This window comes from Acidimicrobiia bacterium, from assembly GCA_035471805.1.
In the GTDB taxonomy this organism is placed as follows: Bacteria; Actinomycetota; Acidimicrobiia; order Spongiisociales; family JAHEDJ01; genus JAHEDJ01.
Window position 1 is genome coordinate 96,047 of sequence record DATIPS010000058.1, and the last position, 22,029, is coordinate 118,075.

The 22,029-nt window shown below is 64.2% G+C and carries 25 protein-coding genes; 19 read left to right on the forward strand and 6 right to left on the reverse strand.

All coding sequences use genetic code 11. The features are described from left to right. The first annotated feature begins 366 nt into the window (after window positions 1–366). The 7 genes from VLT15_12500 to VLT15_12530 all read left to right on the forward strand — a co-directional run bounded on the left by VLT15_12500 (window position 367) and on the right by VLT15_12530 (window position 6,152). A complete protein-coding gene (locus VLT15_12500) occupies window positions 367–804 on the forward strand; it encodes a hypothetical protein (protein ID HSR46030.1) in 438 nt (145 codons plus the stop codon). Window positions 805–931: 127 nt separating this feature from the next. Next, window positions 932–1,447, forward strand: a complete 516-nt coding sequence (locus VLT15_12505) for a hypothetical protein (protein ID HSR46031.1) — start codon at window positions 932–934, stop codon at window positions 1,445–1,447. Window positions 1,448–1,587: 140 nt separating this feature from the next. After that, a complete protein-coding gene (locus VLT15_12510; GenBank protein HSR46032.1) occupies window positions 1,588–2,490 on the forward strand; it encodes a haloalkane dehalogenase in 903 nt (300 codons plus the stop codon). 37 nt (window positions 2,491–2,527) lie between these two features. Then, window positions 2,528–3,118 carry a hypothetical protein gene (locus tag VLT15_12515; protein HSR46033.1) on the forward strand — a complete coding sequence of 197 codons (591 nt, stop codon included), beginning with the start codon at window positions 2,528–2,530 and terminating at the stop codon, window positions 3,116–3,118. A gap of 76 nt (window positions 3,119–3,194) precedes the next feature. Then, window positions 3,195–3,779, forward strand: coding sequence for an NfeD family protein (locus VLT15_12520; protein ID HSR46034.1), 585 nt, complete (start codon window positions 3,195–3,197; stop codon window positions 3,777–3,779). Window positions 3,780–3,789: 10 nt separating this feature from the next. Then, window positions 3,790–5,082, forward strand: a complete 1,293-nt coding sequence (locus VLT15_12525) for an SPFH domain-containing protein (protein ID HSR46035.1) — start codon at window positions 3,790–3,792, stop codon at window positions 5,080–5,082. A 59-nt stretch (window positions 5,083–5,141) separates the two neighbouring features. After that, on the forward strand, window positions 5,142–6,152 hold the full coding sequence (locus VLT15_12530; protein ID HSR46036.1) for a MoaD/ThiS family protein: 1,011 nt from the start codon (window positions 5,142–5,144) through the stop codon (window positions 6,150–6,152). Window positions 6,153–6,223: 71 nt separating this feature from the next. Here the strand turns inward: VLT15_12530 and VLT15_12535 are convergent, their stop codons facing one another. Next, on the reverse strand, window positions 6,224–6,604 hold the full coding sequence (locus VLT15_12535; GenBank protein HSR46037.1) for a CrcB family protein: 381 nt from the start codon (window positions 6,602–6,604) through the stop codon (window positions 6,224–6,226). Between the two features lie 82 nt (window positions 6,605–6,686). On the opposite strand from VLT15_12535, the gene VLT15_12540 reads away from it, so the two are divergent. The 6 genes from VLT15_12540 to VLT15_12565 all read left to right on the forward strand — a co-directional run bounded on the left by VLT15_12540 (window position 6,687) and on the right by VLT15_12565 (window position 12,485). Then, window positions 6,687–7,658: a M20/M25/M40 family metallo-hydrolase gene (locus VLT15_12540; GenBank protein ID HSR46038.1), complete on the forward strand. Its 972-nt coding sequence runs from the start codon at window positions 6,687–6,689 to the stop codon at window positions 7,656–7,658. 117 nt (window positions 7,659–7,775) lie between these two features. Then, window positions 7,776–8,879: a peptidoglycan DD-metalloendopeptidase family protein gene (locus tag VLT15_12545; protein HSR46039.1), complete on the forward strand. Its 1,104-nt coding sequence runs from the start codon at window positions 7,776–7,778 to the stop codon at window positions 8,877–8,879. Window positions 8,880–8,889: 10 nt separating this feature from the next. Next, window positions 8,890–9,423: an aerial mycelium formation protein gene (locus VLT15_12550; GenBank protein HSR46040.1), complete on the forward strand. Its 534-nt coding sequence runs from the start codon at window positions 8,890–8,892 to the stop codon at window positions 9,421–9,423. Between the two features lie 7 nt (window positions 9,424–9,430). Continuing rightward, window positions 9,431–10,369, forward strand: coding sequence for an asparaginase (locus tag VLT15_12555; GenBank protein ID HSR46041.1), 939 nt, complete (start codon window positions 9,431–9,433; stop codon window positions 10,367–10,369). Continuing rightward, window positions 10,366–11,280, forward strand: coding sequence for a GNAT family N-acetyltransferase (locus VLT15_12560; protein ID HSR46042.1), 915 nt, complete (start codon window positions 10,366–10,368; stop codon window positions 11,278–11,280). Before VLT15_12555 ends, VLT15_12560 begins: the two co-directional genes overlap by 4 nt. Continuing rightward, window positions 11,277–12,485 carry a glycosyltransferase gene (locus VLT15_12565; GenBank protein ID HSR46043.1) on the forward strand — a complete coding sequence of 403 codons (1,209 nt, stop codon included), beginning with the start codon at window positions 11,277–11,279 and terminating at the stop codon, window positions 12,483–12,485. The genes VLT15_12560 and VLT15_12565 overlap by 4 nt, the downstream gene beginning before the upstream one ends. Before the next feature lie 395 nt (window positions 12,486–12,880). On the opposite strand, the gene VLT15_12570 is transcribed toward VLT15_12565, so the two are convergent. Then, a complete protein-coding gene (locus tag VLT15_12570; GenBank protein HSR46044.1) occupies window positions 12,881–13,597 on the reverse strand; it encodes a CAP domain-containing protein in 717 nt (238 codons plus the stop codon). A 64-nt stretch (window positions 13,598–13,661) separates the two neighbouring features. Next, window positions 13,662–14,552, reverse strand: coding sequence for a Clp1/GlmU family protein (locus VLT15_12575; GenBank protein ID HSR46045.1), 891 nt, complete (start codon window positions 14,550–14,552; stop codon window positions 13,662–13,664). A 191-nt stretch (window positions 14,553–14,743) separates the two neighbouring features. Between VLT15_12575 and VLT15_12580 the strand changes: the two genes are divergently transcribed. Both VLT15_12580 and VLT15_12585 read left to right on the forward strand, forming a co-directional pair. Further along, complete coding sequence (locus VLT15_12580; GenBank protein ID HSR46046.1) at window positions 14,744–15,556, forward strand: SAM-dependent chlorinase/fluorinase; 813 nt, start codon at window positions 14,744–14,746, stop codon at window positions 15,554–15,556. Window positions 15,557–15,861: 305 nt separating this feature from the next. Further along, complete coding sequence (locus tag VLT15_12585; protein ID HSR46047.1) at window positions 15,862–16,140, forward strand: glutaredoxin family protein; 279 nt, start codon at window positions 15,862–15,864, stop codon at window positions 16,138–16,140. A gap of 29 nt (window positions 16,141–16,169) precedes the next feature. On the opposite strand, the gene VLT15_12590 is transcribed toward VLT15_12585, so the two are convergent. The 3 genes from VLT15_12590 to VLT15_12600 are packed head-to-tail and all read right to left on the reverse strand — an operon-like array spanning window position 16,170 to window position 19,292. Further along, window positions 16,170–17,087 carry a cytochrome c gene (locus VLT15_12590; protein ID HSR46048.1) on the reverse strand — a complete coding sequence of 306 codons (918 nt, stop codon included), beginning with the start codon at window positions 17,085–17,087 and terminating at the stop codon, window positions 16,170–16,172. Further along, the gene (locus tag VLT15_12595; protein ID HSR46049.1) at window positions 17,084–17,866 is read right to left on the reverse strand and encodes a cbb3-type cytochrome c oxidase subunit II; all 783 of its coding nucleotides are present in this window, start codon (window positions 17,864–17,866) and stop codon (window positions 17,084–17,086) included. The genes VLT15_12590 and VLT15_12595 overlap by 4 nt, the downstream gene beginning before the upstream one ends. Then, window positions 17,859–19,292, reverse strand: a complete 1,434-nt coding sequence (locus tag VLT15_12600) for a cbb3-type cytochrome c oxidase subunit I (GenBank protein ID HSR46050.1) — start codon at window positions 19,290–19,292, stop codon at window positions 17,859–17,861. The genes VLT15_12595 and VLT15_12600 overlap by 8 nt, the downstream gene beginning before the upstream one ends. 316 nt (window positions 19,293–19,608) lie before the next feature. Between VLT15_12600 and VLT15_12605 the strand changes: the two genes are divergently transcribed. The 4 genes from VLT15_12605 to VLT15_12620 form a co-directional block, all read left to right on the forward strand. Next, window positions 19,609–20,199 (forward strand): hypothetical protein, encoded by a 591-nt coding sequence (locus VLT15_12605; protein HSR46051.1) that lies wholly within the window; start codon window positions 19,609–19,611, stop codon window positions 20,197–20,199. After that, window positions 20,200–20,652, forward strand: a complete 453-nt coding sequence (locus tag VLT15_12610; protein ID HSR46052.1) for a 4Fe-4S binding protein — start codon at window positions 20,200–20,202, stop codon at window positions 20,650–20,652. It abuts the gene before it with no gap. Window positions 20,653–20,708: 56 nt separating this feature from the next. Then, on the forward strand, window positions 20,709–21,458 hold the full coding sequence (gene extP, locus VLT15_12615) for a selenite/tellurite reduction operon b-type cytochrome ExtP (protein HSR46053.1): 750 nt from the start codon (window positions 20,709–20,711) through the stop codon (window positions 21,456–21,458). Between the two features lie 9 nt (window positions 21,459–21,467). Beyond that, a partial coding sequence (locus VLT15_12620; GenBank protein ID HSR46054.1) for a hypothetical protein occupies window positions 21,468–22,029 on the forward strand: 562 nt, incomplete at its 3' end.

Below are 22,029 nucleotides of genomic sequence, written 5' to 3' on the forward strand. Positions count from 1 at the left end.
TCGTGTCCTGCAATTTATTGCCACCACCACCACTACATGTTGTGGTCGGGGCTTGCCTCTACCACGAGATCTGGTGGTGTGTTACGCGAATGTAGTTACACGTGTGAAAGTCGTCAACCTTCGGCGCGTGCTATTTCGCGCATAGTGCGCGGTTCTTTGTCAACCCAGGGAAGGCGGCATCACAAACCGAACGGTTGTGGGTGCCGGGGGAAGCAAGTGAGACTGTATCGCACCGCGGTCGGGCGCGAAAACCGGAAACCTTTCGAGATTTCGCGTACCGACCCCGTTCGGAGGGGACTCGCCCGCCCGGATTTGATAGGCTCAACCTGGGAGGTAGCGGCGCGGCCTGAGGATATTGGTGTACCCGTGAGTCGTAGAATCGGACAGCTGTCGAACTTGGACTGGGGATGGTTGACGGTCCTGTTCGCCCTGGCGCTGGGCGCCGCGGTCTTCCTGATATCGCGCGTTCGCTCCAGGCGGCGACCTCGAATAGCGGCCATGCCGGCGAGCTTCTTCACCCGCAGACGAGCATCAGGTGCGGAAGGCAAAGCCACCTCACAAGGGCCTGGCACCGGACCGGTGGTTCTTCCGGGCGGCGCCCCGCCTGAGCCTCCGGTCGGTCCGGTCGCCCTCGCGGACGAGCATCCGCTTCCTCCTTTTGCTCCGATCGGCCCCCTCCGGCCACCGCCCCCGCCGCTGCGCGACGATCTGGTCGTGACCATCGACCTGACCGAACTCGAGAAGGAATACGAACCGGCGCTCGACCAGGAGCTGGCTCGATTGCCGGCCGACCCGTGGGCTTGATCCGGGGCGATCGGCGGCCGGGACTCTGGGCCGGCCGGGTCGGGCATTGCGGTTTCTCCGGCTTGCATGATTGCTCCGCTCCACGGAGACCGACTCGGTAGTCTGGCGAACGATCGAGGGGGTCATTGTGATGTCGCAGAAGCAGAACCGTCTGCAATCGATGATCGTGCCGATCCTGCTCGCACAGGCAGTCGAACAGGACTCGTTCTCGAGGTGGCTGATCCTCGGTGGTGCGTGCGCGGTTGTTGGAACCGGCCTCGTGATCGCGGTGCTGGCCCGGCAGCGCAGTCGACGACTGGATTTCGAAGACCGTATCGCGGCGCGGGCCGAGGCGTCTTCCCTTGCGCAGTCACCGCCCAACCTGCATCCTCCTGCTGCCCGGCGGCCGTCCGGGCCGACGTTCATCGACCTCCCGCGGAATGAACCGGAACCCGTCGACCTTCGCAACCACCCGGCGCCGGCGTCAGAACCCCGGCGCAGCCCACTCTCGTCCCACCACAACGAAGTCGATCAGAGGCAAACGTTCGTGGATCTCCCCGGCTCGGCGGCGGAGCGGGATCCAGTCATTGATTTGACCGACGGTTCGATCGACCTGACCGAAGAGCGCGAGGACGCCTCCCCAAAGGGAGATCCCTGGGGCTGAGTGCGCCCGCCCGCCGACGGCACAGATGAAGCCTCCCCCGAATCGGGTCCGGGACGGTTCGGGTCATTCGGCCCGGGAAACCGACCCCGCCGCTGCGGTAAGTTGAACAGGGCGGCAGCCTGCATGAGCGAGGGATACGAGTGAAGGTTCTCCGGACACCGGACCAGCGTTTCGAGTCGCTTCCCGACTATCCGTTCGAGCCGCACTATCTGGAGATCCGGAACGCCTGGGGCCCCGATCTGCGGATGCACTACGTCGACGAAGGACCGGCCGACGCACCCAGCGTCGTCATGCTGCACGGTGAGCCCACCTGGTCGTATTTCTACCGGCACCTGATCCCGCCGATGGTCCGAGCCGGGCACAGGGTCCTGGCGCCTGATCTGATCGGGTTCGGCAGATCGGACAAACCGGCCGCTACCGACGATTACACCTACGAACGGATGGTTGAGTGGACCTCAGCCTGGTTCCGGTCGGTCAAACCCAGGAGAGTGTCGCTGATCCTTCACGACTGGGGCGGCTTGATAGGTCTGCGCGTCGTTGCCGGGAGTTCAAGAGCATTCGAGAGGATCATCGCCATGAACACCGGGTTACCTACGGGCGCGCAGGTGATGTCGCCCGAGTCCTCGATGTGGAAGCTCATGGCCCACAACATGCCGGTGCTTCCGGTCGGTCAGGTAGTGAACGGAGGGTGCTTCGTCGAGCTTTCCCGGGGTGTGATCGACGCCTACGACGCTCCCTTTCCGGATGAGTCGTTCAAGTCCGGAGCGCGAGCCCTTCCCGGTCTCGTCCCGGTCCGTCCGGATGATCCCTCGGCTGCGGAGAACCGTACCGCCTGGCGTTCCCTGCGCCGCTTCAGCAAGCCGTTCCTGACGGTCTTCAGCGACCTCGACCCGATGAACAGTGGTGGTGAGGAGGAGTTCAAATCTGGTATTCCCGGTGCGGCGGGCCGGCCGCACACGCGACTCCGCCGTGCAGGACATTTCATAACCGAGGATCGCACCGACCGTCTGATCAAGGTGCTCTGCAAGTTCATCAGGTCCTGAAGCGCAGCCCGGCTTTCGATCTGGCACTCTATGTGCGATGACCGTTTCCCGATCGTTCAGACCACCCGCGGCGCGGCCCCTCGCCGTCGCGATCCTGTGGGCATTCGCGATAGCTCTCACCGGGGGCGCAGTTGTCGGTCTCGCGGCGCTCATCGCGGGTGGTGTGGCAGCAGTTGTGGGGTTCTTCGGCGGCGAGGCCCCGGTCGCGGGTTCAATGGGCGCAACGCTGAGGATCGGTGCCTGGGTCGTCGCTCCTCTCGGGTTGGCGGCCTCCGTATGGGCTGCCGCCTACGGTGCCACACGGCGAGGGTCGGTACCCCGCGCTTTGGTGGCTGCTCCCACGGCGATCGGCGTGTCCGTTGCACTCTTGTTCCTCGGTTCTTCCGGCCTCCTGGCCGCCGGCCTCGCCATGGGCTGGGCTCTGGCCGTGCCGGGCGATTCACCGTCGCACGTTGCGGCTCGCTCCATGCCTCTGCTGCTGGCCGCGCTGCTTGCTCCGCGTATGGGCGACGTGTCCGGATGGACAACCGTGGGGCTACTGATCGCTTCGCCGGTCGTCGCAGCCGTCGGCGTTCTCGCGGCGGATCTCATCTGGGGTCTGCGGGGCAAAGCTCCCGAGATGTCTTGACCGGGGGCCACCGGGTCGCGCCGGTGGGGCCCGGTGGTAGGTTGGGCTTGAGGCACCAGAGGTCGAGAGGTCCGTCATGTTCAGCGTGTATCTGTTCGCTACGCTCGTCGGCTGGCCTTTCGTCTTGTTCTTCCTCTTCTTCTCGGCTGATGTCGATGCGGACGCGGATCTCGATGCAGGTGTCGACGGTGATGCGGATGTCGATGCCGGTGTGAGCATCGTCGGATCCGCGGGTGCCGGCGTGGCCGATGCCGTTCTGTCGATATTCTCGTTTCGAGCCATCGTGTTCCTGTTCGCCTTCTTCGGTATCACCGGGCTCGTCTTGCGAGGGCTGGGCGTCGGCGACTTCCTCACCCTCGTACTGGCGGTGGCCATGGGACTGTTCGCCGGCTACCTGCACGCTCGCCTGTTCGCCTACTTGAAGAGGTCATCTTCCGGTGGCACAACGACCAACTCCGATCTGCGAGGTTCCCGGGCGAAGGTGGTCGTTCCGATTGTTGCGAATGGAAGAGGACGTATCGAGGTGGATGTGGACGGTCAACCGGTCTACCTCACGGCCCGGGCCTTTGGGGGTGGGACTCATGAAGAGGGAGAGAGCGTGGTGGTCGTCGAGATCGACGACGGGATCGCGCTCGTTGGCCATCTGAACCTGGACGAATAGGAGCATTCGCATGGAAGTTGCAATCACGCTGGCAGGCATAGTCGTTGCTGCGGTGGTAATCGTGCTGCTGGCCGTGCGCAGCCTCATCGTCATCTGCCCCCCAAACCGCATAGCGGTGATCTCAGGCCGATCCCGTCAGGATGGCGAAGGCACGGCACGTGGATACCGGATCATCCGCGGCGGACGCACCGTCCGGATTCCCCTGCTCGAGAAGGTCGACTGGATGGATCTGAACACCATTGCCATCGAGCTCTCGGTGCTCAACGCGTATTCCAAAGGTTCGATTCCATTGAACGTGCAGGCGGTGGGGGATGTGAAGATTTCGAGCCGGCAAGGCGTCCTCGACAACGCGATTGAGAGATTCCTCAGCCGGCCGACCGGGTACGTACAGCAGATAGCCAAGGAAACGCTCGAGGCCAACTTGCGCGGAGTGCTGGCCACTCTCACTCCCGAGGAAGTCAACGAGGATCGTCTCAAGTTCGCGTCCGTCCTCATTGAAGAAGCAGACGACGACATGCGGATACTCGGATTGGATCTCGATGTTCTGAAGATCCAGAACGTCACCGACGAGGCCGGATATCTCGATTCCGTCGGGCGGCGGCGGACGGCGCAGGTCGTCAAGGAAGCGCGCGTGGCGGAAGCCGAGAGGCAGGCGGAGGCTCAGGAGAGCGAAGCCGATTCGCGCCGCAGAGCCGAGGTGGCGCGGGCAGAAGCGGACCTTTTGATCGTCGAGCGTGAGAACGCATTGCGGGTTCGCACGGCCGAACTCGAGGCGGATGCCCTGGTCAAGGAAGAGCAGGCAAAGGTGGCCGGAGACAAGGCCAGGGCCATCGCGGAGCAGGAGCTGCAGCAAGAGCGGATCAAGCTCGAGCAAAGGAGGCTGGAAGCCGACATCGTGGCTCCTGCCCGTGCCGATAAAGAGGCGAAAGAGCTCAAGGCCAAGGGTGATGCGGCCTCGATCATCGAGGACGGCTCAGCCCAGATCGAGGTCTTCAAACGGCTCGTCGACCAATATCAGGCGGCCGGGGCCGATGCGCAGCAGATCTTCGTCCTCAACATGCTCCCCGATCTCGTCGACAAGATCGTGGGAACCGTTGCAGGCGTTTCGATCGATCGGGTCTCGGTCATCGATGCGGGCAATGGACAACCGGGTATCCCCGGTGTTCTGTCGCAGTTGCCGGCTGCTGTGATCAGGATCACCGAACAGATCGAGAATGCAACCGGAATCAACATCCTCTCGAATCTCGGCAAGGCACAAGAGTCCGACGAGAGCGTCGAGACGGCTCCGGCCGGCGGCGGATGATGCGTGATGGCGCCGGTCAAGCGTTAGCCTGAGGCTCGACAGAAGAGATGGAGACATCGATGGCGCGACTGCGCCTGTTTGCCAACCTACGAGAGCTCGCAGGATCCGCCCTGGTGGAATTCGAGGCAGACACCGTCGGTGGGCTGCTCGAGAAGGCTTCCGCCGAGTACGGGAGTGCGTTTGCCAAGAGCATGCGGCGGGCGCGTGTCTGGGTCAACGGACAGCCGGCCGCACCGGACGACGTGATCGGCGACAACGATGAAGTCGCTTTGATCCCACCGGTATCCGGTGGAGCCGAGACGAATGTCACGGCTCTCATGGATATGCACGTTTGGGCGCCGATCGTCACGGTTGCGGTGCTGGTGTTCGCCAATCTGCCTTCCTCCCCGGAGTGGTTCGTGACCGCACTGGTCGCAGTGGCGGCGGTGTGGGCCGTTGATCTGGTCGACGCCGCCAGGATGGCCGGGGTTCCGCTGCAACTCCCTCCGCTTCTCGCCACGATCCTCGTCGGCGCGGTGGCTCCCTACGGCATGGCCGACAACACATCGGGTGTCGTCGGTCTCGGCCTCGTCGTTGCGTTCGCCCTCGTGGCCGCTTTCGTGTGGGGGATTGCCGCGCAGCAGAGCAGGGATGCCATTGCGATCGCCACAACTGCGCTCGCCCAGGTCATTGCGGGAACCGGGATCGGATCACTGGTGCTGACCAGACTGTCGCCGGATGGGCGCGGCCGTACGGGCGCATTCCTGGTGATCATCATCGTCTCTGCTGCAGCCTGGTGGCTGGCCGGCCGGGGAAGGGGCATCGGTCTGCTCGATCCGTTCGCCGCCGGGGCGCTCGCTGCGGTTGCCGGTGCCGTCGCAGCGGCATGGCTGTGGGATCTCGGGGTCTTGACGTTCTTGTTTGTCGGCGTTGTGATGGCTCTCGCCCTGATCGCCGGCAGAGGATTCGGTGCCATGGTGAGGACGGGCGAGGTCTATTTGGTCGACCATCCGCCCGGGTTCCTGACCCTGATCGATGGTCCTGCTCTGGCCTCTGCGGCGTTCTACCCGATCTTGCAGCTGGTCATCTAGGCCTGGACCCGTGCCGTCACCCGTCACTGCACGAGTGCGTGCCGACTTCGGCCGGCCCGACCGGGTCGGGTCTAAACGGCCAGTGCCCTCCCGATCGCCAGTCCGCCGATCGCGGCCATGAGGCCCACAGTCGCGGCCGCCAGCACATTGAACAGCCCCGCTCCAACGTGCCCCTTGCCGACGAGTTCGACCGATTCCACCATCCACGTGCTGAAGGTCGTGTACCCACCGAGCAACCCGACCGTGAGGCCGGTGCGCAGCGCCGGATCGTCGGTGACGTGGTCGCCGAATAGTCCCACGAGTATGCCGAGGGCGAGCGCGCCGGAGATGTTCACCGCCATCGTCGCCATCCAGAACTCCCAGCCCGCTCGCCTCCCGAGTAAGGAACCAACGGCGTAGCGGGCCATCGAGCCGACGGCCCCGCCCAAACCGACGGCGAAGAGGGTGCGCATTGCGGCGGCGAGACTAGCGGGTGGCCGGACGTGTCCCTTGGTCGGCGACCCGGCGGCCGCTACTTTGGGCTCTGTGCACCGGATGGCCCTGCTGCTCATCGGAACTGTTCTGACCGTGTCGTGCTCGGGGGCGGCGTCCGGTGACGACGGGCCCCCGCTTCCGGCGCGGCCGGCGGTCGCGACCTCCACGACGCACCCGGAACCGGAGCTCCCGGCGTCGAGCAGCGTCACTGCAACCGGGTCGACGTCGGCGCCGTCCACAACGGCGACTTCGGTGCTCGATCGCGAAGCGGCAGGTGAGCGAATGCAGCGTGATCTCCGCTCCCTGGTTGGGTTGGGAGTACGAGAAGCCGGTTCGGACGCAGAGGCGCAAGCTTCGCAGTTCCTGCTGCAATCCCTCCGGGCCTCCGGTGTCGGCGTCGAGGTCCGTGAGGTTCCGCTGCCGACCGGCGGGACTTCTCTCAACCTTCTTGCCCGGTTCGGGGACGGCGGCACCCATGTTCTCTTCGGAGCCCACTACGACTCGAAACCGCCCTCGCCCGGCGCCGATGACAACGGAAGCGGCACGGTCGTCCTGCTCGAGCTCGCCCGGCGCCTCGTCGAAGCGCCTCCCCGCTCCGGCAGGGTCACCGTCGCGTTCTTCGGCGCCGAGGAAATCCTGGTCGGGTACGACGGGGACTCGCATCACTTCGGTTCCCGCCTGCTCGCCGCGCAGATGGCGGAAGACGGCGATCTCCCCGACCTGATGATCTCCGCCGACATGGTGGGAGTCGGTGAGCAGATAGTCGCGGCGACCTACCTCGATACGGATCCGGGCGCTGCGGAGCTGATCGCCCAGGCGGCTGCCGAACTGGGGCTGAAGGTTCAGGTCGTCCGGCGAGGTGATATCTCGGATCACGAAGCCTTTGCCAGATCGGGAGTGCCGTCTGCCTTCCTCTGGCGTCCCGACAACCCGGACTATCACCGGGCGACCGATCTGGTGGTCCGGACGGAGGCTCTGCTGGAGAACCTGGCGATTCTGGAAGCGTTCCTGAGGCTGACGGTCGACGGCTGAATCCCGTCGGGGGGAGCCTCCGCGTCTGGTCGAGAGTGTCGAATAGTGGCCGGAGAGAGCCGTCGTCGCTCATTCTGTGCTTCCCGATCAACCGCTTGGAAGGTACGCTGAGAGCACATGTTGCGCTCCGTGGCAGCGCGAACGCTGCTCGCCCTGATTCTGGTCACCTCGCTGGTTCTCAGCGCGGCTCCTGCCGCGTCCATCACCAAGGGCGAGGTCGACGAGGCGTGCGCCAATTCCCAGGCGGCCAAGGCCGTCCTCGACGAGGCCCAAGCTCAGCTCGACTCCGCCACGGCCGCCCATCAAGATGCCTACTGGAAGCGCGACGAGGTCTCCTACAAGCAGCTTGGTTTGCGGGCCACCATCGAATCTCATATCGAAGAGATCGATGAGATCCGGGACCGGGTGGTGGAGCGGGCGGTCGACATGTACATGGCGGGTGGGGCGGTTCAGCCGGGAATGCTCTTCAGCGCGGGCTCCGTCGAGGATGTGATCACAGGTCAGGCATACCTCGATGCGGCCACCAAAGATGACGTCCTGGCACTCGAGAGGCTCGAGGCGTTGAAAGTGACCCTCGATGAGTTGCAGGTCGAGTTCGCTGCGCAGAAAGCAGAGTTGGACGTCATCGAAGCGGAGCTGGCTTCCATAGCCCAGGATCAGCTTCGTCTGGTCGAACAGGTGAGTGCCGCGTTCAACGAACTGGATGCCGATTGTCGAGTCGCACGAGAAGCCTATCGAAGGCAACTCGCCCGTGAAGCGGCGCTGAAGGCGGCCCGCGCCTCCGGGGGCGCAGGCGGAGTCGGCGCCGAGGCCACTCCGGGGTTCATCTGTCCAATGCCGGCTCCGGTCTCGTTCATCAACGACTGGGGTTTCCCGCGCTCCGGCGGTCGGAGTCACAAGGGCACCGACATCTTCGCGGCCTACGGGCATTCGGTCGTGGCGGTCGCCAACGGCACCGTCCGCCTCCGGGCTGGTGGCCTTGGCGGAACCTCCGTCTGGTTGCATGCCGACTACGGAGTGAGCTTCTACTACGCTCATTTGAGCGGATATGCGGCCGGTATCAGCGACGGAGTTTCGGTGACAATCGGCCAGCTGATCGGCTACAACGGTGACACAGGGAATGCCCGCGGCGGTGCACCTCATGTGCACTTTCAGATTCATCCGGGCGGTAGTTCACGCCCGGCAGTGAACCCATATCAGACCCTGTCCCGGAATTGTTGAGAGGAGTGAGGTGAACGGAGAGCATCGCAGACGGATCGATCAAATCCTCGAAGAGGGTTTTCTGACAGGCCTCGAGAGCACCGACCTCGACGAACTCCGGGAGTTGCGCCGGATGACCGACGAGGTCGAGACGGAGCTCTCGTACTACCGCCGGCTTCTGCACGGTCGAATGGATCTGCTTTCGTTCGAGTTGCGCAGGCGTGCCGGTGAAGAGACTCGATCACTCATCGAGGCGCTGCCCGAGATCCTCGGATCGGGGGAACGGACCGGGCCTCTCGGCCGCGTGCCTGCCATCTTCTCGCCCGATCTTCCCGAAGAGCGACATCGACCGGTCGACAAGGTGCTCGGAGACGACTTCCTCACCCGGATGCCGGAGCTGAGCGAAGACGAGCTCACCGGGATGCAGGAACTCCTCGCCGAAACCGAAGAGCGGATCTCGGACCAGCGGCGAGCCGTGCAGAAAGTCTTCGACGATATTCAGGGCGAGATCACCCGCCGCTACAAGGACGGTGTCGCCGACAGCGTCGATCTCCTCTCCGACTGATCGATACATGATCGCCCGGGTCGTTCGATCGGGTGTCGTTGAGGCCACCCACGATGGTGCCGTTGCCGCCGTGGATACAGCGGGGCGGCTCGTTGCCTCATCGGGTGATATCGAGCGACGTTTCTTCGCCCGGTCCGCAGTGAAACCCTTCCAGGCATACAACTCGCTCCTATTCGGCGGAGAGATGGCTCCGGAGCGGGTGGCGGTTGTCGCAGCCAGCCACGGTGGCGACCCCGTGCATGTTGCGTATGTGGCCGGGATCCTCGCCGAGGTCGGCCTCGATGAGACTGCACTCCGCTGCCCGCCCGCCTGGCCGTCGTCTTCGGCTGCAGCTCGCAGGGTCGCCGCCGCGCCGGGACCCCGTCGCATCTGGCACAACTGCTCCGGAAAGCACGCGGCGATGCTCCGTGCTTGCTCTGTGCAGGGTTGGCCGCTCGAGTCATATGTCGATCCCGAACACCCATTGCAGCAGGCGAACTACACATTGATCGCGGAGGTGACCGGGGAGGACCCCGGGCCGGTTGGCATCGACGGATGTGGCGTGCCGGTCTTCCAGGTTTCGACTCTCGGGCTTGCTCGTGGCTTTGCCCGGTTCGCCGCGGAGCCGCGCTTGCGCGCCATCTGGTGGGCGATGCATCGCTTTCCGATGCTCGCTTCCGGGGTAGATGAGGCAGACGCCGGCATCGCCCGGACCATCGACGCTGCTGCGAAGCGGGGAGCGGAAGGGCTACTCGGCGTCGCAGTCAGGAATCGGATGGGTCTGGCAGTGAAGGTGTTCGACGGTGCCGGCCGCGCGGCCGGAGTGGGAATGACGGCTGCGCTGGATCAGCTGGGTATGTTGACACGGGCGGCCGGGGCGCAACTCCAGGCTATTGCCCGTCCCGTCGTCCTTGGTGGGGGAGTTCCGGTTGGTCGCATTGAATCGACACTGGAACTCGATCGATGAACTCACACCGGGATTGGACGAGCGCAGGGTTCTCTTTGCCTCCGGTGGCTCCGGTGATCGGGCCCTTCGGCTTGCCCGGGTTTCTGTCGACGCTGTGGGAGAACCTGGCATCCGAGGAAGCCGAGCTCTGCATCTTCGAGTCGGACGATGCGCTGGCGGCCCTGACTATCGGTCACGGGCGGCTCGAGTTCGTCGGACATCGCGATCTCGTCGACTATCGCAGCCCGCTCGGCGGCGGCGCGGCGGACCTGTTCCGAGAGGTGGTGGATTCCGTGCCGCCCGGGACCCGCATTCTGTTCGACTCGCTCCCGGAGGAAGCGGTTGAGCCGATCGGCTCAGGACTTGGCGAGCTGGGCCTCGATCATGTTGTCACCGTGCACACGACGGCCGCGGTGTTGTCTCTTCCAGACTCGTTCGATGACTACCTGACGTCGATCGGCAAGAAGGAGAGGCACGAGCTGCGCCGCAAGCGGAGGCGCTTCGAAGCCTCGGGCGGGTCGCTGGATCTGCAGCGGGCGACGACGGACGGAGAGGCGTTTCGCCGGTTCGTGGACCTTCATCGGAGATCTGACGGTGAGAAGGGCTCCTTCATGACGGACCGCATGGAGCGTTTCTTCGCCGCCCTGTATGCCCTCCCCGGGTGGGAGATCGACTCGCTGGTCACGGAGGCAGGAGAGGTCACGGCCGCTGCTTTCGGATACGTCGACGAGTCGGGTTATTACCTGTACAACTCGGCGTTCTCACCAGACCTGCGCCATCTCTCGCCCGGACAGGTGATGCTCGGTGCTCTGATCGAGAGAGCGATCGGGGAACGCCGCAGGATCTTCGACTTCTTGAAAGGCGAGGAGCCCTACAAGTATCGGCTGGGGGCTACGGAGCGACCGTTGTATGAGATCCTTGCGGTCAGATGATTTCCAGAGTCGCCTTCTTGAGTTATCACACGTGTCCGCTCGTTCCTCCCGGCTCGGGAGATGCCGGAGGCATGAACGTCTACATCAACGAGCTCGCCTCGATGATGGTCACCCTGGGGGTGGGGGTGGATGTGTTCACCAGGAGAACGGGAGCCGAGGATCTCGGCGTGGTGGAGGCGCCGGGCGGATATCGAGTTGTGCACGTGACGGCGGGCCCGTACGAGAGGCTTCCGAAGGTGGCCAGCGCCCCTTTCCTCGCTCCCTTTGCGGAGTCCGTGGCCGAGTTCAACGGTGGATATGATCTGCTGCACTCCCACTACTGGCTGTCGGGTTGGGCAGGACTCCTGCTCAAGCGCCGCCTGGGCCTTCCACTGGCCAACTCGTTTCACACACTCGGGCGGGTGAAGGACGCGACACGGCGAAGTGACGAGCCACCGGAGAGCTTGTTGCGAATCGCCGCCGAGCACGATGTCCTGGCCGGCTCGGATTGTGTCGTTGCCTCGACCCCCAGCGAGGCCGAGGATCTTCTCGGGCATTACGGAGCGGATCCGACCCGGCTGTGCATATCGCCGCCGGGTGTCAATCACGACGTCTTCACTCCGGGAGACAAGGAACGCCGGCGGGGCGAACTCGGGATTCCATCCGGTTCACCTGTTGTTCTGTTTGTGGGGAGGGTGCAACCGCTCAAAGGGATTGATGTCGCGGTGGATGCGTTCGCGTTGGTCAAACAGCAGCATCCTGCGGCGCGTCTGGTGATCATCGGAGGCCCGAGCGGTCCGCAGGGTGCAGCCGAACTGGATCAGGTCAAGGACCTCGTGACCGGGGCCGGGCTGGCGGGGAGCGTTGAGTTCCATCAGCCGGTGGTGCATAGAACGCTGGTCGGTTATTACCAGGCGGCGGACGTTCTGCTCGTTCCGTCGCGCAGCGAGTCGTTTGGACTGGTTGCCGTCGAGGCACAGGCGTGCGGTCTCCCCGTGGTGGCCGCCGACGTGGGTGGCCTCGCGCACGCAGTTGCAGATGGTGCTTCCGGATACCTGATCGATGGATGGGATCCGGCAGACTTCGCCTCAGCCGTGTGTGCCATCCTGGGTGACTCTGAACTGGCGGCACGACTCTCAAAAGGTGGAATCGAGCATTCCGGCCTGTTCTCCTGGAGGTCCACCGCCAACCGTTTCCTGGAGCTCTACGACGGGATCAGCCTCTAGCCGCCCAGCTCGCTCCGGTCGCCGGCCACAAACGCGAAAAAAGGCCTTCAGAAACTTGTCGACAGGGCCTTGTGCACAAGCCCCTGTGGAAACCTGTGGATTCTGTGGACAAGGCCCTTCTTGTTAGCTAGTTAGTATCATTTACTAAGGATTAGCAATAGTTGCATGGCTAAATAGTGCGAAAAACACCCCTGCAAGCCGGGTTGACTGATCGGCTTTTCCTCCTTAGTTTCGAAGGTGCAAAGCCCAAGGTGCTGAGGCCGGTGCAACCTGTCAGGGGAAGTGCGGGGAGCGTTCGGTCGAGGTTCCTTGGGCTTTGCTAATTCGAGTCGCCCGGCGGGTCGCCAGTGGGAGTCGACGACCGGCTGCTCGCGACGAGGCACCCGGGTCTCGACTCACTCCACGCAGAACAACCGCGCAGCCGACCGGCTCGTCATGCCTTGGTCGCATGGGTGGACGACGCGGTACTCCAGGGAGACGTGTCCTGCGGCGACGGTGGGTGTCGGATCGAAGAACAGGGGGGTCGTAGCCGCGCTGGCCGTCTTCGGCTGGGTGGTCGAGGTAGTGGGTGTGGTCGCGGCGGCTGGAGCGGTCGTGGTTGTGGTCGTCGCCCCGGCGGAAGGAGCGATCGTCGTTGTCGGAGGCGTCGTGGTCGTGCTGGGTGAGCCCACCAGACCGCTGGGTCCGAGCATGAACACGACGGTTATGTAGAGGTTTCCATCCGGCGCCCGATCGGCGCCGATTCCTATGTAGTTGTAGTTGCCGAGGATGTTGTCCCGGTGGCCGGGAGAGTCCATGAAAGCCCGGTGAAGGCGGTCGACGTTGGGTCCTACACCGACGTTCTCGCCGAGCGTCGACCAGCCGGTCGTCGCATTCGCCAGGTTCGGGCTGTGCGAGATGTACCCGTCGGAGATCATCGACGCGGTCCATACCCTGGCATCGTCGACCAGATCCCAGTAGACCTCGAGGCTGTTCATACCGCGTGCCGTCCGCTCGGCGTTGATCAGTGCGACCATCGAGGATTCGTCGGTCGAAGAGGCGCTTGCGAGGCCCGCAAACCCCACAGAAGCTACCGCCAGCAGCAGCCATGATATGAATATCCGCCGAATCATGGGTTTGACCTATCCGCCCTTGCTCCTGTTGGTATCGGCAGGAACCGGGAGGACTTGAATCGATTCAGCGGTCGAAGCCGAACATCACCTCGCGCAGATTCACTCTCTGAACCCGGTGGTCTTTGAGATCGATCCTCAGGGACCCCAATCGGAGCCCTTGCATTCCTTCACCGCAGTTGGTTATGACACGCAGGACCCCATCGGCGTACTCGAGCGCCCCGAGGCCGAGACACCGACCGCTGCCGTCTTGGACTCCGACCAACATGCCGTCGAGTCTTGCGAAATCGAGTCCCGCAGAAATGGTCGGCGCGAAAACGGTCGGCCGAACCCGCCACCTCTCCAGCGGTTCCGCGAAGGCGAGAGCGAAGCCCGCTTGGCGCCTGGCCGATCTCTCGTCGGGTGACACTGCCGAGACGTCCGGATGAACCGGAACCGTCTCGACCCGACCGGCGAAGAACCTGCGGAGCATACCGATTATCGGCTCCATTTCGGCGCCCCGCTGCAGGGCGACGACGAGCTCCGGCCGGCACAGCTCCATCTTGTGGTATTTCAAGGTCTGTCCGACAACTCCGGACACCGCTCCGGTTGTGTCTATGACCACGAGATCGGCGGAGCGACGTCCGACGTCGACCAGTGTGGCCGTGGCAAGCACCTGCTGGAGCACGAGTCGCTCGGGGCTGGTGGATCCGACGAATCGAAGATCGTCGGCCCTGGTGAGATCGTCGAGATCTTCCGCCTTGTTTATCCAGTGCAACCCGACGCAAGTCGGAGGGCCGACGGTGCTCTGCCCGACATCGGCGTCCACGTAGGCGATAGACCGTCCGGCCTTCACTCCCAGGGTCATTATCTGGTGTGCCAGAGTCGTTTTGCCGGTGTCCGGGGCACCCACGAGCATCACAACCCCGACCGTGGAGGCTATGTCCGCAGCGAGTTGGGCATGGATCGTCTCGGGCACGAGGCAATGGTAACGGCGTTCGGGATGATCGAAACCGAGCGCGGCTGCGGCCGGCTTCCGGCCCATGGCCGTTACTCGCGGCGGCTGCGGCCGCCGGAACCGGTCGAGGGGTGCCGATGGCCGATCCGAATACGGCCACGGTGGCCGCGTGGCGGCTGCCTGCAGCCTACGTGGCCTCTAGGCTTCCGGACATGTCCGACCCGCTTCCCATCTCTTTTCTCTCCGACTTCGGCCTCGATGATGAGTTCGTCGGCGTCGTGCACGGTGTCATAGCCCGGATAGCGCCCGACGTGCGGGTCATCGACGTGACCCATGGGATTGCGCGCGGAGATGTCCGAGCCGGTGCCCTGGCGCTGATGAGAGCGATTCAATACCTTCCGGAAGGTGTGGCGCTGGCCGTCGTGGACCCCGGCGTCGGTACCGACAGGAGGGCCATCGCCGCAGAGACCCCGTGGGGATACTTCGTCGGACCCGACAACGGTTTGCTCTCTCCGGCCGCCGCGATCGTCGGGGGGTCCGTGCGCGCCGTGAAACTCGACAACCCGGATTTGGTCCTTCCCTCGGCAGGAGCGACCTTTGAGGGTCGCGATCGGTTCGCCCCGGCGGCTGCCGTCCTGGCGTCGGGCCAGGCTACGCTCGACGAGTTGGGTCCGGTCATTGCACCCGATGAACTGACTCCCATGGTCCTTCCGCTGCCGGCAGTCGGGGAGGCTTCGGTGGAAGGCGAAGCATGGTGGGTCGACGCCTTTGGAAACGTGCAACTCAACGTTGGACCGGACGACTTGCGCGAACTCGGCGTGTCGGAGGGTCAGTCCGTCGATGTGATCGTCGGCCCGCTCAAACGAACCGCGACCTGGGTCCGCTCATACGGTGATGTCGAACCGGGAACACCGTTGCTCCATGTCGACTCTGCAGGAATGCTCGCGTTGGCCGTGAGAGAGGGGAGTGGCGCCGACTTCTTCGTTCTGCGTGCCGGAGGTCAGGTCGTGCTCAGGAAGCCATGATCTGGGCGATCTGGATCACGGCTGCAATCAAGATCACGGCCAGCAGGACAATGATGGAGATGGTGGTTCCCGGGCGCATCGGGGCTGCAGCATACTCTGGACGCGCTGAGACCTCCCCGAAGGGAGGTCTCAGCCAGAAGGGCCACTCCAACGTCCGCCGCAGGGGCGGGCTGGGAGGCTTTCCTCTTACAACTTCGGACGTGAACGTGCCCTTGGTTGTAGGGTACGGCGGTCGCCGTCGTAGCCCCTCAATCGAGCACCAGAGATGCTCGACGTCTCAAATATCGGCAAGGTAGGTTTGGAACTTGAGATCTTTTTCCCTCGATTTTCTGACCAGACCACAGTGTGGTCTGTGCGATGCTGCCGCGTCAATCATTTCGCGCGTGGCCGCAATAGCACGTGCCGGGATCAGGATACGGGATGTCACTCAGGATCCGGCGCTTTTCGATGAGTACGAGCATCGAATCCCGGTGGTCCTCGGCCCCGGCGAACGGGTCCTGGCGGAAGGACGGGTTGACTTCTGGGCGCTGCTGGCCGCCGTGCTCAAGGCACGAGCAAGATGGGCGGTAGGCAGTAGGCGGTAGGCGGGCTCATTCGCCTGTCGATTCCGGCGTTACCCGCCTGCAGGCGGCGCCACGTCGGTCGGCTCTTCCTCGGCAATCAACCCGCACGCCGATAGTGTCTCTTCGACCGGCGCACCGCCGAACCTGATTCGCTCGAAAGCGGCAACCGCCCGGATCTCTTCCTCGCTGAGGTCGGCCTGGAAGCCGGGCATGCCTCCCTGGACCGGCTTGTCCTGGGCGCCGTAGGTACCGCCGAAGTCGACCGACCAGCCGTTCGAACCCAGCTCGATCCAGGTGATCTGATCTTCACAGGATGGCCAGGTTTCGAGAACCGCCCCTCCCGACATGGCCGGTCCCGTGCCTCCCTGGCCGTTCGAGCCGTGGCACGAACCGCACTGGGCGCCGACACCGTAGACCTCTTCGCCGATGGCAAGGAACGAGGCGGCTTCGGCCCCACCCCCTCCGCGACCTTCGAACGGTGATCCGTCACAGTTGACGAGTGATCCATCGAAGGCGACCTGAAGTCGGCCGCCTTCGCCGCAGGCGACGCCGTTCGAGTTCACGACCAGATAGAGCAACCCGAACAGCGGGATGATCAGGAAGGCCGCCACGATCCAGGAAGAGAAGCCGGAGCTCGCGCCGGCCTTTTGCACGGATTCCGCCGGTCGAACGGCGGCCGCTTCCTTCGGCTCGAAAGCTGTCACGGCCGGCGGCTCGGTCGGGGCAGTCTCGGGTTGGGATTCGACCTCGTCCACGGTTGCGGCGACCTCGACGGGTGGTGCGGCTTCAGTGGTGCTGCTCGCCGCCGGTGGGGGCGCCGCAGGTGTCGACCCTCCGCCGGTCCACGCCGCCAGGATGTCGTCGGGTGTGACACCGGCGGCCGTCGCTCGAGCTTCCGCAGATCTCCGGATCAGAGCCTCGGAAGCTCCGAATTGGCCGGCGAGTGTGGCTAGATGTTCGCTGGTCACTTTGATTCCAGGAGGTAGGCAACAATGGATTCGATGTCCCGGCTCGACAGATAGTCAAACGACGGGTGGCTGCTCTCGGGGAAGGCCGCCGGGTCTGTCAGATAGCCGGTCAGCCGGCTGCCGCTGTCGGTCGGTGCACGTGAGCCGACGTGAGCCAGATCAGGGCCGAGACGTTGAAAACCGGGAACCAGCGGGCTGTCCGAGAGCGTGACGACGCCCAGATCGGCGTCTGTGACGATCGGCCGGACCTGCTGGGTGTGACAGTAGGCACAACCCTCGGCAAGATAGACCTCGCGGCCCTGCAGAGCGTCTGCGGACAGCTCGATCCTCTCGACCGCATCGAGCGTCTGGGCGTTGGGAGAGGACGAAGGGGCGACAACCGTCGCGATCAGCATGATCGCGAAGATGACCAGAGAGCCCAGCACCAGGCTGCCGAGTGATCCGGAGGAGACCGGCTCTGGTTCGCGCAAGGGGGCGGGTGCCTCTTCCTGCCGGGTTGCGGCCGGTGCGGATGCCTGCTCCTCTGCGGGAGCAGGTGACACCACTGCCTGTTCGGTGACCGCCTCCGGTTTGGGCTCCGGCAGCACCGGTTCCGGTTCGGGTGGCGCAGCCGGCTCCGGCCGTACCGGCGCGGGCGGCGCCGCGGCACCGGACCAGGCCGCCAGCACCGCGTCCGGAGTTGTTCCCAGCGCGGCAGCACGGGCGTCGGCAGAGCGCCGTACGAGGGCCTCCGAAGCGGCGAGCTGTTCGGCCAGGGCGGCGGTCAGTTCGTTACTCACCGTCGGCCTCCTTGGGAACCAGGACTTCCTGTGCGACGGGTGAACCGGACGTGACGGTCCGGTATATCAAGTAGCCGTGGGCGAGCTGCCCGCAGAACGTGACCATCACACCGATCAGAACCAGGATCTGGAGTATCGAGACGGCACTGAGAGTATGGACGAACCCCTCACCCGTGTTCACATAGGCGCCGCTGTAGTTGCCGCCGGCCCAGGTGAAGCCGGCCGCCAGCCCCTCGAGCCACAGGGCAATCGAGGCGACCGACACTCCCACGAGCGTGAGGCGCAGATGCCAGGCGGCCGTACCGGTGTCGAAGAGGTCCCGACCCAGGATGCGGGGCAGCACGGCATATACGAAACCGGCGGTGATCCAGCCACCGATGCCGAACAGAATGAAGTAGGAGGTCCCGTCCCACCATGAGGTGAGCCCGACGACGGCTGCAACAGACCGGAATCCCGCCAGCGCCGACAGCACGATCGGAACCGGTATGAGCAGAGCGCCGGCCAGGGCGAAGCGAAGGGCTATTGACCCGCGTATCTCCTCCCGGTGGTCACGGAGGGTGCCTGCAACGTTGATGAAGCTCGTAATGGCCACGACGACCAGCAGAAGACCGAGGACTATTGCCGTGGTCTCCAGCCATTCGGGGCCCGGGCCGTGGGTGAATCGGGCATATCCGGATGCCCCTCCGGCGAGAGCGAGCGTCCAGAACCCGATCCTGGCCAGCTGGTCGCTGAAGAGAGCACCCCGACCCGTCAGCTTGGGAGCAAGGTAGAAGACGATGCCGAGTCCGCTTGCCATGACCCACAGGTAGTGGACTGCTGAAGTCGTGAAGGCGGAGAGAATCGAAACGCCGACCGGTTCGAGCCCGGGAAGACTCGCCGCGGCGGCGATGGCTGGGAGCCAGACCAGGGCGGCCACCACATATAGGAGAGCCGACGGCGGTGCATCCGATCGGCGTCTCATCGACGCGGCAACCACGAAAGCAGGAACCGCCAGCGCCACGACCAGCAGGAGATCCGCCCAGATCGGGAACTCGAAGAGCTCGAAGCCGTCGCCCATTCCGAGGCCAACGGAGAGAGCGCCGACCACTACCACCGCCGCCGTGAACCAGAGGTTCAATCCGGCCAGCCGGACGTACCGAAGCGGGGCGCCGCTCAGCCGCGGCATGAGGTAGTAGGCGGCACCTATCAGAGTGATGGTCAGCCAGCCGAACACCGCGATGGCCGTCGCCATCGGCCGGAGTCGGCCGTACGTCCAGAACCCGAAGCCATCCAGCACTCCGGGAAACACCGCTTTGAGAACCTGCACAGTCGTCAGGAAGCCTGCGACGAGAAGGAATGCGGTTCCAAGGAGCAAGTGCTGGCGGGCGACCGTGTCGCTCGTAGCCGCCGCTCTAGAGGTTGTGCTGTGCTGGGCCTCAGCAACCAACGTGGGTCCCTTCTGGTCGTTTGGGCGACAAGAGACTAATGGATGAGAGGCACCGTCGCCCGCCGCGCTCCGATCTGCGTCCGGAAACCGGCAGCCGGGCCGGGACACGAATCGAATCTTGGGGTTCATTGCCACCGTAATTGTCAAGCGCGACTCGCGACTCTTCCCCGCCGACTCACGTCACGCCGCTCATGCGACTAAAGTCGCCGCTGCCTGAGGGAAGTGCGCGGCGGGGTCCGACCTGCCTCGGAAACGAAACGAACGTGAAGGCATTTGAGCAGTGCACCGTCTGAGCCAACTAGACGATAAGCAAAGGATGCGGCTGGGTTCCGCCTTGTTCTCCGTCGGTCTGTTTCTCCTCGCGTTCGGCGTCTTGTTCGCTCATTACTCCGGATTCCCGGAAGGCGAGAAGGTCGACTACTTCGGATGGTTTCCGCGCGGCTGCATGATTGGCTCCGGACGCTGCATTCCGTGGTACTCCGCCGGCCAGCTAATTGCGACGGGCGGATCGCAGCTGGGCATCGCAGGCGCCCTTCTCATGTGGGTGGCGAACCAGCGGATGACCTGGGCCCGCGCCGGACTTGCCGCCTTCCTGGTGTGGATCGAGTTCATCATCATCTTCGGAATCGTCCCGTCGGAGTGGCTCAACTTGAGTCAGGGTCCGCTCGAGATGACCCGTCAACGCATCGCATTCACGATTCCCTCATGGCTGGTGCTCGGCAACGAAGTGTCCATCAGCTGGGCTGCAATCAAGGACGCGATCTCCGGTACCTACAACTTGGCCGTCCTGGGTGGAGTGATCGTGTTCGCCTACAAGATTCAGGGATGGGGCAAGACCGAACCCAAGGCCGCCCGGGCAGCCAAGAGTTCTACCTACGGGCGCCCTCTCACGCGGGGAGAGCGCTAGATGGCTCGTACTGATGCCTGGATCGAAGCCCCTCCGTTCCGCGAGGACTATCAACTGACCCTCGTTGAGACCGATACGCTGCAGAACGCGGTCCGCCCCAAGCAGTTCCTGCACATTGACGAGGCCGAATGCATTCTGTGCGAGGGCTGCGTCGACATCTGCCCGTGGAAGTGCATCGTCTACCTCTCCCTCGCCGCGATCGACGAGGCGCACGGCGTGATGGACCCGTCCGACGAAGAGGGAGCATTCGGGTTCTTCGTGGTCGATGAGGAGGCCTGTACCCGGTGTGCCTTGTGCATCGACAGGTGTCCGACGAATGTGATCACCCTCGGCAAGTTCGCGGGGTCGGTATCGGCCACCGCCTCCGAGGCGGGCCTCCTCGAGGCGCCCTGGCAGGTCGACACGGGGCAAAGGGATTTCAAGAACGGTTATGTCTACGGCATCCGCAGGTAACGGGAAGGTATAGCGAAGTGGCGAACGGCAACGGCAAGACTGGTTTGCTGAATACGGTGCAAGAGAAGGCATCGGAACTGGGCGATCGCGTGACGAGCAGTCAGGCCTGGGATTCGGTGTTCCGTCCGGGTTCGCCGTTCAAGAAGGGACATACCGACAGTCCTCGCAACCGGTCCTACGTTGTGATGAACAACGTGCTCTATCACCTGCACCCGGTGAAGGTGAAGCGGCACGGAGTGCGGCTCTCCTATACGCTCTGTTTGGGTGGCCTGAGCTTCTTTCTGTTCATCCTGCTGACGATCACGGGCATCTTCCTGATGTTCTACTACCGTCCCACGGCTGAAGCCGCCTATGCGGATGTCGCCGCGCTATCGACGAGTGTCGCCTTCGGGTCGCTGGTTCGGAACATGCACCGTTGGGGTGCGCACCTCATGGTCCTCACCGTTTTCCTGCACATGAGTCGCGTCTTCTATCACGGGGCCTACAAGCCGCCTCGCGAATTCAACTGGGTCGTCGGAGTAGTCCTTCTGCTGCTCACGCTTCTCTTGTCGTTCACCGGATACCTCCTGCCGTGGGATCAGTTGGCGCGGTGGGCCGTCACCGTTGGTACCAACATGGCGGGGTTTGTGCCGGTGTTCGGTGATCAAGTGCGGTTTGCCTTGCTTGGCGCAGCCGACGTCTCGGCCGACACTCTGCTGCGCTGGTATGTGCTTCACGTCCTGTTCCTGCCGTTCATCATTGTCGTGTTCATGGCCGTTCATTTCTGGCGAGTCCGGAAAGATGGCGGCATCTCAGGTCCGCTGTAAGGAGCTCCATTGGCCGAGATACCTGAAGAACTCCTACGGAGATCGGCGGAGGCCCGGGCGGCCGCCACGGGCCTGCCCTTCGACGAGGTGTACGCAGAGATGCTGGCCGCGGTCGGCGGGGCTACCGCCCTGCCGGTCGTCGAGACGGCGCCTCCCGATGCAGAACCGGAGCATCCGACGCGACTTCCCGAGGACCTCCTCGACCGGGAGGCCGAGGCGCGCGCCAAAGCGCTCGGAGTCTCCAAAGAAGACGCCGTGGCCGAGCTCAAGGGCGAGAAGAAGCTCGTCATCCCCGCGAGCGAACCTCAGGGGGTCACTCCGGCCGGCGGGCCGGAGCCGGAATCGGAACCCGGGCCGGCAGAGGAAGCGGCGCAAGCTCCCGTTGAAGCAGCCCCGGCCTCTGCTCCGGCACCGGTGCCGGAACCTGCTTCTTCCGGTGAACTCGATTACGCGGCGGCCGCCGGTGCTGCCGGTATGCCCGAGAAGTTGTTCAGGCGGAGTGTCGAGGCGAAGGCGAAGGCAAAGGGTGTGGATCCGGCGGTTGTGCTGGCCGAGATGACCGGCGCAGAGC